Source organism: Amycolatopsis sp. NPDC043889 (genome assembly GCF_056435645.1).
On sequence record NZ_JBWKEC010000064.1, the window covers coordinates 1 to 10,886 of the forward strand.

The window sequence follows — 10,886 nt, forward strand, 5'->3', positions numbered from 1 at the left end:
GGGAGGGGGGGGAGGGGGGTGCTCTTCAGGTCTGCGCTTGTGGTCGGGGTGGGGGGGGGGGGGGGTGGGGGGGGGGGGGGGTTGGGGGTGGTGTTTCGGGTTCTAACCCGAAACGCCACTCACGACCTCCGCGCAAAGCACCCAAAACGGGCACACGGGGGTGTTTTTGTGTCCCTTGTAGACAGTGGGGACGCGATCAGCCCGGCAGGCCGGGCCTCCAGCACGCAGCATTTGACCTTCCCCTCAACAGGAACCCAGAGGTTCACGAATTCGCGGTGAGTCGCGTCAGGACAAACCGCGTGTCAGTGCGTGGCGCCCCACCCAGAAGGCGACCCCGCAAAGGATCGCGGCCGAGCCGAGAAGCGAGTAGTAGAGCGGTTCCGGCATGACCGTGCTGAGCCGGACCACGCCACTGCCGATGCCGCCGCCCAGACCGGCGAACAGCCACAGCATCCCCAGTGTTCGCCCCAGAAATCCCGCGGGCAGCACGTCCGCCGCGGCGGAGATCGTCACCGCCGCGATGATCACTTCCCCGCACGCGTGCGTCAGATAGACGAGCACCATCCACCAGGGCGAGATCTTGGTGCCGTCGGCGCTCACCAGCGAAGTGGCCACCGACATGACCAGGAAGCCCGCGCCCACAAGAAGCAGGCCGACACTGAACTTGGTGCCGACATTGTGCCGTCCTCCCCAACGTGGCAACGCCGAGGCGATCACCGGCGCCAACAGGAGAATGAACAACGGGGTCGCCGCCTGCAACCAGCTCGCGGGCATGACGAACCCGAGCACCTCGAGGTCGACATGATCCCTCGCGAACAGGTTCAGGAGTGACGCGGCATGGGCGACGATCATCCAGAACAGCGCGGAACCCAAGTACACGAACAGAAAGAAGGTCAGTCGCCTGCGGTCGTCCGATTCCAGCGCTGGATCGGCTCGTAGCCGGACATAGCAGATGATCGGTGTCACCACGCTGAGCAGCCCGATCAATCCGATCGCCACGACGGCGCTGAGCAGACCAGCGATCGCGAGCCCCGCCAGTACCACCACGACCGCCGGGCACAACAGGGCCAGCCGCCGTATCAGCGTCCGACGCTCCGGCGCGTCGAGCGGCCGGATCGCCGTGGCACCGACACCGTGGAACTGGGCGGAGGTCACCCGGAGCTGAACCGTGGTGGCCAGGAGCACCAAGGCGATAGCCAAAAAGGCGAGATGCCAGCTGACCCGCTCGCCGAGGTAGCCGGCGATCAACGGTGCGAGCAACGCCGACACCTGGGAAGCGACGTACATCAGCGAGATGCCGGCCTCCCTGCTCCGGCTGCCGCCGAACATCATGTTGATCATCGCCTGGTGGTTCGGCTTGTAGACGGCGCCCCCGATCGCCAGCATGGGCAGCGCCACGGCGGCCGTCCATCCGGCTGGAATGGACAGGAGGAGGTAGCCGACGACGTTCACCGCACAGCCCGCGAGCAGCGCGGTCCGGTTGCCGAGCCAGCGGTCACCCACCCAGCCGCCTGCAAGCGACAACATGAACATCAATCCGATCCATGCCCCGAACAAGGCCGCCGCGTCCGCCATGGCGAGGCCGAGGCCCCCACGCTCCGCCGGCGCCGACGCATACAGCACGAGAATCGCCTGCAGACCATAGAAACCGAACCGCTCCATCGCATCGCTCGTGAACAGAGTCACGTACCAGCGAGGCATTCTCCTCACGCCGACCGGTCGGTCGTCCCGCGTCCCGCGCTCGGCCCGTGTGGTGGGCACCGCCGCGTCGTCCACACCCTGTCCCTCCGCCGGAAGCCATGCGAAGAAAGGGATACCGACGAGGCCTGGGGAATCCCTGGGTTCCTGATCCGCCCCGGTGCCCGGCTCCACCACGGCACCAGCCGCGTCTCACACTTCCCGGCCATGGTGTTCCGGACATTCAGTCAGGTAGTGAGGAGCACCATGGCCGAACAACGCACCGCCTTGGTCACCGGAGCCAACCGAGGGCTGGGGCAAGCCGTCGCCGCCGAACTCTCCCGGCGGGGGCTGAGGGTCGTGCCCACCGCACGACAGGCCGGAGGGACGAACGGGGCCCAGGTGCTGGACGTCACCGACGCCGAGAGCGTACGAAGGGCTGCGGAGCAGGTCGGCGCGGTCGATGTACTGATCTGCAACGCGGGTGTCCTGCTCGACGGCGGCACCGATCCGCTGTCCGTGTCGCTGGATCTCGTTGAACGCACCCTGGCGGTGAACCTGCTGGGCGGCTGGCGGGTGGCTCAGATTTTCGTCCCGGGGATGATCAGCAGAGGATGGGGCCGAGTGGTCTTCGTCTCGAGCGGGACCGGAACCTTCGACGGAGGGCTCTTTACCGGCGCACCCGGCTATTCGGTGTCGAAGACAGCGGTCAACGGGCTGACCACGATGCTGGCAGCGCACACGAAGGACACCGGGGTGCTCGTGAACGCGGTGAACCCAGGGCCGACGCGGACCAGGATGATGCCGTCGGCGCGGCGATTCGTGAAGGAGTCCGCGGACGACATCGTCCATGCCGCAACACTTTCCGACGACGGACCTTCCGGGACACTCCTCCGGAACAGACGGCCAGCCCCCTGGTAGCACCCCGCGTGTCGAGCACGACTTCAGATGTTCCCCATCGCCTCTGGGAATCATCGGCTGGTCCGCGAAATCCGATCAGAAGGGACGACCGTGCACCGCACCTTGATCGTGGCGAAGCTGCGGACCGACAATCCACAGCAGATCGCCGACGCCTTCGCCGAATCCGACGCGACCGAACTGCCGCACATGATCGGTGTGTCACGACGAACGCTGTTCACCTTCCACGACCTGTACTTCCATCTCGTCGAAGCCGGCGAGGACATCTCGCCCAGCCTGTACCAAGCCCGCAAACACCCGCTGTACCAGAAACTCAACACCACGCTCGCCGAACTGGTCTCGCCGTACGACCCAGGCTGGCAGGAGCCGAAGGACGCGATGGCCGACCCGATCTACGTATGGACCACCGAGAAGGGGCAGACCACGTGACGACGACCCAGCCGACGAAGGTGCGCGCCGAGGATGTCGCGTCCAATCGCAAACGCGGTGGTGACATCCGGGTCACCCTGAGTCCGAAGACCGTGGGATCCACCTCGGGTTTCGGCGGCTTGCTGTGGCTGGCCGCCGGTGAGGTGGTCACCGAGCACTACCACCCCTATTCCGAGGAGTTCCTGCACGTCATCACGGGCGATCTTGAGATGAAGTTGGACGGCGAGGCGGTACGGCTCGCCGCAGGGGAATCACTTCTCGTGCCGATCGGCGTGCGTCATCGGCTGGTCAACGTGGGCGAGACCCCGGCACAGGTGGTGTTCCACTTGTCACCACTGGCTCCGAGACCCGACCTCGGCCATGTGGACACCGAAGCACCGGCACATCCGGATCAGCCGGGCCCCGACGTCGGAGCGGCCCGATGAAGAGGACGCCCGTCATCACCGGTATCGGCGTCGTGGCGCCCGGCGCGTTGGGCAGCACCGCGTACTGGGACCTCCTGTCCGGAGGACGGACCGCCACGCGCCCGATCTCTCTGTTCGATGCCGGCGGTTTCCGGTCCCGGATCGCCGCGGAGGCGGACTTCGACCCGGCCGCGGCCGGACTGTCCGCCCAGGAGATCCGGAGGATGGACCGCGCCGCCCAGTTCGCGGTCGTGTCGGCCCGGGAGGCGGTGGGAGACAGCGGGTTGCGCTTGGACGCGCTCGAGCCGGAACGGGTGGCTGTCGCCATCGGCAGCGCGGTCGGCTGCACGATGGGCTTGGAGGAGGAGTACGCCGTGCTGGCCGACGACGGCAGGCGGTGGCTGGTCGATCACACCTATGGCGTTCCTCATCTCTACGGCTACATGGTTCCGAGCACGCTCGCCGTCGAGGTCGCACAGGACGTGGCCGCCGAGGGGCCTGTGGCACTGATCTCGACGGGGTGCACCTCGGGTCTCGACGCCGTCGGGCACGGAGCGGCGTTGATCCGGGAAGGCTCGGCGGACGTGGTGCTCGCGGGTGCCACCGACGCTCCGCTGTCACCGATCACGTCCGCTTGTTTCGACGCGATTCGTGCCACGTCGGCGAACAACGACGACCCTGCTCACGCCTCGCGCCCCTTCGACGCGCATCGGGACGGCTTTGTGCTCGGCGAGGGAGCCGCTGTACTGGTTCTTGAGGACAAGACCGAGGCCCGCCGCCGTGGAGCGCGAATCTATGCCGAGGTATCGGGTTTCGCCAGCCGCAGCAACGCTTTCCACATGACCGGGCTGAAACCCGACGGTGCCGAGATGGCTGAGGCGATCACACATGCGCTCCGGCAGGCCGAAATCGACCCCACCGACGTCGGATATGTCAACGCGCACGGATCCGGCACGAAACAGAATGACCGCCACGAGACCGCCGCGTTCAAACGCAGTCTCGGCGCCCACGCGTATCGAGTCCCCGTGAGCTCTATCAAGTCGATGATCGGACACTCCCTCGGGGCCATCGGCTCTCTCGAATTGGCGGCCTGCGCGCTGGCTTTGGACCATCAGGTCGTTCCTCCGACCGCGAACCTGCACAACGCCGACCCCGAATGCGACCTCGACTACGTGCCGAACACGGCGCGGGAGCACAAGATGGACGTGGTGCTGAGCGTGGGCAGCGGATTCGGAGGCTTCCAGAGCGCCGCCGTCCTGACCAAGGTGTGAAGGCCTCCCCTGAACGAGAACAAGTCGACACCGCGCTGCCACCGCACGGTGACTGCATCGCGGAGTGCGGCGACACTCGACTCGGTGTCGACTCGGCGACCGGACGCGGGCCGCGTCGACCACCACAACAGCCTTGCAGAACACCCCAATTGAAGTATCCGCGCCGCGCCATACATTGCTGCGTGAGGCTGGCTTGCCACCGCTCCCACCTTGGCAGGGCCGGCGAACATCGGCGATTAAGCCTGGATTCCAAGCCAGGCGCCTTATCGACACCAGTGTGGCGGACACGGCACACATAGCGGTCGCCCTGGGCACGCTCACGTTGAGCGACATTTGTCCAAGACCGGATGGTCGGTGACCATGCACCATCCTCGTATGAGTGAGAACGGTGATGAGCATTCGCAGGGGATACACGTGGTGCACGACGGCCCGCGGCAGGCGCCGCCGCTGTTGCTCATCCACGGATCGGGGGCGTCGGGCGCCTTGTGGAGCCCGGTGGTCCCGGCCCTTGCCGGCCACCACCACGTCATCCGGGTCGATCTCCCGGGCTGTGGCCAGTCCCCACCCTCGCCGTCTTACGACGTGCCCGCGCAGGCGAGCGGAGTGGCGGCGGTGCTCGACGAGCTCGGCCGGGGTCCGGTCACCGTTGTCGGGCATTCCAGTGGCGGTTACGTCGCCACCGCCCTCGCCGAACAGCGCCCCGACCTGGTGCGCTCGGTCGCGTTGATCAGCTGCGGCCCGCATCCCGGCGCGCTGCTTCCCCAGCCGTTGATCCTTCGGATCCTGCTGGGCCCGCCGTTCGGCCCGCTGATCTGGCCGAGGCGTTCGGACGCGATGATTCGCAAGGGAATCGGGGCAACGGCCGCTCGCCCGGTGGACGTACCCGACGACGCGGTCGCCGATCTCAAGCAGATCTCGTACCGCACCTTCAGGACGATTTTGCGCCGCAACACCGAGTACATCGCCGAGCGCGGTGTGCCCGATCGTCTCGCCGCCCTCACCGTTCCGGTGCTGGCGGTCTTCGGTGCCGCCGACCCTCGCTGGGACCCGGCGTCGGTGCGCCAGTACGAGGTGGTGCCCAACGCTCGGATCGAACTGCTGTCCGGCGTCGGACACCTCCCCACGTTCGAGGCGCCCGAGGCGATCAGCGACCTACTGCTGAGCTGGACCTCGCGGGAACGGACCGTCGACACCCCGCCCAAGGTCCCCGATCCCTAGACTGGTCGTGTGCTGTCGACTGGAACACCGCCGGACTGGAAAGCGGTGGACATCGCGGTTCCGCGCCGGTGGGATCGGCTGCCGGGGATCAGCATGGCCGGGTTCCGCCAGAGTCTCCCCGCTTCCGTGGACATCGCCATGGTCGCGCACCCATCCGTCACCGTGCTCATCGACCTGAGCGAGGGAGAGGGCGTCGTCTGCGACAGCGGCGGCCGGCGCGAGTGCGGCAGTGTCGTCATCGGGCTCATGCCCGGCGATCTGCGGGCAGGTGGCCGCGTGGGCGAATGTCTCCAGATCCGGCTGGAGCCGGACGTGGCGGCCGGGGTGCTCGACGCGGCACCCGATCTCAGCGGGACGATGGCGCCCCTGGCGGACGTCTGGGGTCGCGACGCCGGGCGGATCGAAGACCGGTTGCGTGCCGCCGCGTCATGGGATGAACGGTTCAGGATCGCGGCGGAGGTCGTGGGCCAACGGATGCGCGCCCGCACGCCGGTCGAACCGGGAGTCGCCCACGCCTGGCGGCGGACGCTCACGAGCCGCGGGCGGATACAGGTCGACAGCTTGGCAGGAGAGGTCGGCTGGGACCGCAAGCGCCTGTGGTCCCGCTTCCGGTCCCAGCTCGGAATCAGCCCCAAACGCGCCATCAGACTGGTGCGGTTCGACCACGCCGCCCACCTCCTCGCGGCCGGTCGTACCGCCGCGAGCGTCGCCGCCGAGTGCGGCTACGTCGACCAGTCCCACCTCCACCGCGAGGTCAAGGCGTTCACCGGGCTCACACCCTCGGTCGTGACCGTCGCGCCGTGGCTCGCCATAGACGACGTCGCGTGGCCCGCATCATCACCGACCCGCAACCCTGCAACAGCCAGCGGCGCTGTCCGCCGATGACCGCCGGATACTGATCAAGTTGTTCTGCCGGATGCGGTCACGTCAGGGCTTCCGCAACGACCTCACCACCCGACGCGACGGCGCGGGAAAGTCGCACAACCCACCTTGGTGATCGCGAGCCGCCACGACGGATCCGTGCCCTTCGCCCACGCCGAAGCCCTCGCCTCGACGATCCAGCACAGCACCCTGATCGAGAGCGAAGCCGAGAGCCACTTCATCTGGTTCAGCCGGGACTGGGCGGCGATCAGCGTCAAGATCCGCGACTTCCTCGCCACCTGAAACCCCGGCGGGGCGAGACCCAAGACCTGGTCCCGCCCCGCCTTTCGTGACGAATTACCCGGCCGTCGCGACCTGGTTGTCGGCCGGGAGGAGCTGGTCGAGCAGGTCGTGGAGGGTGACCAGTCCGATCGGCTCGTCGCCGGTGCCGACGAGCGCCAGGTGGTTGCGGGTGTCGCGCATCGTGCTCAGCGCCGCGTAGACCGGTGTCTCCGCCGGCAGGGTCAGCACCGGCCGCATCAGGTCCGCCGCGGTCGTCCCGGCGGGCGGGGTCAGGGCGTCGCGGACATGCACCACGCCCACCGTCCGGTCCTGATCCCGTACGACCAGCCGGAGATGGCCGCTCGTCCGCGCGGCCGTCTTGATCTGCTCGGCCGTGGCCTGGGGCGGCACTACCGCGACGTCTTGGATCGGCCGCAGGACCTCGCGCAGCGGGCGGGTGTTGAGTTCCAGCGCAGTGGCCAGCCGGTCATGCCGCCCGGCGTCCAGCGCGCCCGCCTGCGCGGAGTGATCCAGCAGTTGCCGCAGCGCGTCCGGGCCGCGGCCGGCGCTGACCTCGTCGACCGGCTGCACACCGACCCGCCGCAGGCACCAGTTCGCGACGCCGTTCAACCCGACCAGCACCGGGCGGGTCAGCCACATGAACCCGCGCATCGGAATCGCCAGCAGAATCGCGGATTTCTCCGGATGCGCGATCGCCCACGACTTCGGCGCCATCTCACCGACCACCAGGTGCACGAACGTCACCACGATCAGCGACAGCACGAACGCGACCACGTCCGCGGTCACCGCGGGCAGGCCCCACCCCTCCATGACCGGGGTCATCATCTCGTGCACGGCCGGTTTGCTGATCGCACCCAGCGCCAGCGTGCACAACGTGATCCCCAGCTGTGATCCGGCCAGCAGCAACGACAACTCCCGCGCGCTGCGCAACGCGGCACGTGCCGCCACCCCGGTCTCGGCCGCCTGTTCCAGCCGGTTGCGGCGGGCGGCGACCAACGCGAACTCGATCGCGACGAAGAACGCGCTCAAGGCGACGATCAACGCCGATAAGGCCAGCGCCGCACCGGTGCTCATCCCGGTCATCGGGCCACCTCCTGGGCCTGCAGCAGCCGCAGCGTCACCGTGTGCGGGACATGCCGCTCAACCGAGCGCACGGTGATGACGACCTGCCGATCCGGTTCGTCGTCCTCGGCTCCCGCCGTCCGGGGCAGGTCCACGGTCACGCTCTCACCCGGTTCAGGCAGCCGTCCCAGTGTGGTGATGACCAGCCCGGAGATGGTCTCGTACTCGCCCTCGGGCAGATCGTGCCCGAGTAGTCGTTCGACCTCGTCGATGTGCGTCGTCCCGGACAAGGTCCACCCGTCCGCGCCGGCGGTCGCCTCGTCGGCGCCCGCCGGGTCGTGTTCGTCGGTGATCTCCCCGATGAGTTCCTCGGCGATGTCCTCCAGGGTGATCACCCCGGCCAGCCCGCCGTACTCGTCCACCACGCAGGCGAACTCCTCACCCTCCGCCCGCAGCAGCTCCAGCACACTCGGCAGCGGCAGCGATGAGGGCACCATCACCGTCGGACGGGCCACCTCCCGCGCCGGCGACCCCGCCGCGGCCTCGGTGTCCAACCTGAGCACATCACGCAGGCAGATCACCCCGATCACGTCATCGATGTCCTCGCCGACCACCGGCAGCCGGGAATGCCCGCCGGCCATCACCGCGAGCACCTCGCTGACCGGCTGGTTCGCCGCCACGGTCGTGACCCGCGGCCGGGGGATCATCGCGTGCTCGGCGGTGCGCTCGTGCAGATCCAGCGTCCGGTCCAGCAGCGCCGACAACTCCACCGGCAGATCCCCGCTGTCACGCGACTCCGCCACGATGTGCTCCAGATCCCGCGCCGTCGCGGCATGCTCCACATCGTGCACCGGCTCGATCCGCAACATCTTCAGCAGCAGGTTCGAGGCATGATCGAACAACCGGATCAGCCACCCGAACAGCGCGAGGTACAGCTTCGTGGACCACGCCAGCCAGCGCGCGACCGGCTCCGGCCGCGCGATCGCGAGGTTCTTCGGGAACAACTCCCCGAACACCATCTGCACCACGGTGGAGAAGAGCAGCGCCAGCACCGTGCCGACCGCGACCCCGACCGCCTGTGGCACACCGACGCCGCCGAGCAGCTCACCGATCCCGGCACCGACCAGCGGCTCGGCCACATACCCGACCAACAGGCCGGTCACCGTGATCCCCAGCTGAGCACCCGACAACATGAACGAGGTCCGCCGCGTGATCCCCAAGGCCCGCTCGGCACCCACATCACCGGCAGCAGCCGCGGCCTTCAGCCGAGACCTGTCCACCGCCATGTAACCGAACTCCTGAGCGACGAAATAGCCGGTCAGAGCGGTCAGGAGCAGCACCACGACCATCCCGAGCAGGATGGTCAACACCGTCATCATCGCGCCGTCACCACCGGGAAACGGTCACCGGGAGGGCGCGTGCGGCGAACAAGAATCAACAACGTGGAAGGGCAGCGTCCGATAAGGACGCTGTCCGTACTTCGGGAGGGGTCCATGATCCTCTCACTTCGGATGTCAGTCGAGTTCGGCCGGCACCCAGTATGACGACTGAGCGTTTTGCGAAGTTCCGCCCCGCCGCCATCTGGGGAGGCGGCGCACCGTGAGGTGAGGCGAAAGTCCCCGTCGCTCGACGGCCATCGTCCCTACTCAACGCCTACACCGGCCCCCCATCATCGGAACCAGCCGGGCAAACAGGGCGTAGCACTGGGCACCACCGATCTCCCGCCGCGGCGCCATCCACAAAGGACCGGCTCGAGGAGAGGACTCTGATGACTGATGCTGCGAATCGGCCGGTCGTGGTCGGGGTGGATGGATCGGCCTCGGCCGGGCGAGCCGTGCGCTGGGCCGCACGCGAGGCCGTCCGACGTGACACGACACTGCTGATCGTGCACGTGTGCGCGCTCGTTCCCGTCGCCGTGCCGCACGCGATGGCACTCGGGCCCTACCGGCACGCCCTGGAAGAACAGGGCCGCGAATGGCTCGCGGAAGCTGCCGCCGAAGCCCGGAGGACAGCACCCGACGTGCAGGTGAATACGGAAATGACCGGCGGCTGGGCGGCCGAACAACTGATCGGCCGCTCAGCCTCAGCCGACCTGGTGGTACTCGGCTCACGCGGACTGGGCGGTTTCACCGGGTTGGTCGTCGGGTCGATCGCCGTCGCGGTCGCCACGCACGGACACTGCCCGGTCGTGGTCGTCCGAGAACCGGCCCCGCACAGCGAACCCCCACCGGACGGCCCAGTCGTGGTCGGCGTCGACGGGTCACCGGCCAATCAGGCGGCGATCCCCTTCGCCTTCCAAGCCGCCTCCTGTCGGAACGTGCCGGTGGTGGCTGTGCACGCCTGGAGCGACCTGCCCATCGCGACGGCCTGGGAACTGACAACGGATTGGCAGTCCATCCAGGAACAAGAGTCGAAACTACTGAGCCAGTGGCTGGCCGAATGCCAGGCACGCTATCCGGATGTGCCGGTCGAGCAGGTCGTGGCCCGCGACCGCCCGGCCCACATTCTGCTCGACCACGCCACCAGCGCCCAACTGGTCGTGGTCGGATCCCGCGGCCGCGGAGGGTTCCGCGGCCTGCTGCTGGGCTCCACCGGGCAAGCCCTGATCCACCACGCTGCCTGCCCAGTGGCGGTTGTCCCACCGCACCGCTAGCCTGCGTCTTTCACGCAGTGTGATGTAGATCTGGTCGTGAAATGGAGGAAGTGCCTGTCCTGTAAGGGAAACTTGGGCTTGCGAAGGTCC

11 protein-coding genes are annotated in these 10,886 nt (G+C 68.0%); 8 read left to right on the forward strand and 3 right to left on the reverse strand.

The features are described from left to right. Positions 1 to 285: 285 nt before the first annotated feature. Positions 286 to 1,701, reverse strand: coding sequence for a peptide MFS transporter (locus tag AC0685_RS43175; protein WP_478230811.1), 1,416 nt, complete (start codon positions 1,699 to 1,701; stop codon positions 286 to 288). Positions 1,702 to 1,944: 243 nt separating this feature from the next. On the opposite strand from AC0685_RS43175, the gene AC0685_RS43180 reads away from it, so the two are divergent. From AC0685_RS43180 to AC0685_RS43210, 7 genes are all read left to right on the forward strand, one after another. Continuing rightward, positions 1,945 to 2,598 (forward strand): SDR family NAD(P)-dependent oxidoreductase, encoded by a 654-nt coding sequence (locus AC0685_RS43180; RefSeq protein ID WP_478230812.1) that lies wholly within the window; start codon positions 1,945 to 1,947, stop codon positions 2,596 to 2,598. Positions 2,599 to 2,688: 90 nt separating this feature from the next. Then, positions 2,689 to 3,024: a TcmI family type II polyketide cyclase gene (locus AC0685_RS43185; protein WP_478230813.1), complete on the forward strand. Its 336-nt coding sequence runs from the start codon at positions 2,689 to 2,691 to the stop codon at positions 3,022 to 3,024. Next, a complete protein-coding gene (locus tag AC0685_RS43190; protein WP_478230814.1) occupies positions 3,021 to 3,449 on the forward strand; it encodes a cupin domain-containing protein in 429 nt (142 codons plus the stop codon). Before AC0685_RS43185 ends, AC0685_RS43190 begins: the two co-directional genes overlap by 4 nt. Next, positions 3,446 to 4,699: a beta-ketoacyl-[acyl-carrier-protein] synthase family protein gene (locus AC0685_RS43195; protein ID WP_478230815.1), complete on the forward strand. Its 1,254-nt coding sequence runs from the start codon at positions 3,446 to 3,448 to the stop codon at positions 4,697 to 4,699. The genes AC0685_RS43190 and AC0685_RS43195 overlap by 4 nt, the downstream gene beginning before the upstream one ends. 375 nt (positions 4,700 to 5,074) lie before the next feature. Then, positions 5,075 to 5,917 (forward strand): alpha/beta fold hydrolase, encoded by an 843-nt coding sequence (locus AC0685_RS43200; RefSeq protein ID WP_478230816.1) that lies wholly within the window; start codon positions 5,075 to 5,077, stop codon positions 5,915 to 5,917. A 9-nt stretch (positions 5,918 to 5,926) separates the two neighbouring features. After that, positions 5,927 to 6,802 carry a helix-turn-helix domain-containing protein gene (locus tag AC0685_RS43205; RefSeq protein ID WP_478230817.1) on the forward strand — a complete coding sequence of 292 codons (876 nt, stop codon included), beginning with the start codon at positions 5,927 to 5,929 and terminating at the stop codon, positions 6,800 to 6,802. Positions 6,803 to 6,826: 24 nt separating this feature from the next. Then, positions 6,827 to 7,081 (forward strand): alpha/beta fold hydrolase, encoded by a 255-nt coding sequence (locus AC0685_RS43210; RefSeq protein WP_478230821.1) that lies wholly within the window; start codon positions 6,827 to 6,829, stop codon positions 7,079 to 7,081. A 54-nt stretch (positions 7,082 to 7,135) separates the two neighbouring features. On the opposite strand, the gene AC0685_RS43215 is transcribed toward AC0685_RS43210, so the two are convergent. Together AC0685_RS43215 and AC0685_RS43220 are read right to left on the reverse strand one after the other, a co-directional pair. Then, positions 7,136 to 8,164 (reverse strand): hemolysin family protein, encoded by a 1,029-nt coding sequence (locus AC0685_RS43215; protein ID WP_478230818.1) that lies wholly within the window; start codon positions 8,162 to 8,164, stop codon positions 7,136 to 7,138. Beyond that, positions 8,161 to 9,522: a hemolysin family protein gene (locus AC0685_RS43220; RefSeq protein WP_478230819.1), complete on the reverse strand. Its 1,362-nt coding sequence runs from the start codon at positions 9,520 to 9,522 to the stop codon at positions 8,161 to 8,163. Before AC0685_RS43220 ends, AC0685_RS43215 begins: the two co-directional genes overlap by 4 nt. Before the next feature lie 389 nt (positions 9,523 to 9,911). Here AC0685_RS43220 and AC0685_RS43225 point away from each other — a divergent pair, with 389 nt between their 5' ends. Continuing rightward, entirely contained in the window at positions 9,912 to 10,796 is an 885-nt protein-coding gene (locus AC0685_RS43225; protein WP_478230820.1) for a universal stress protein, read from the forward strand. The last annotated feature ends 90 nt before the right edge of the window (positions 10,797 to 10,886 follow it).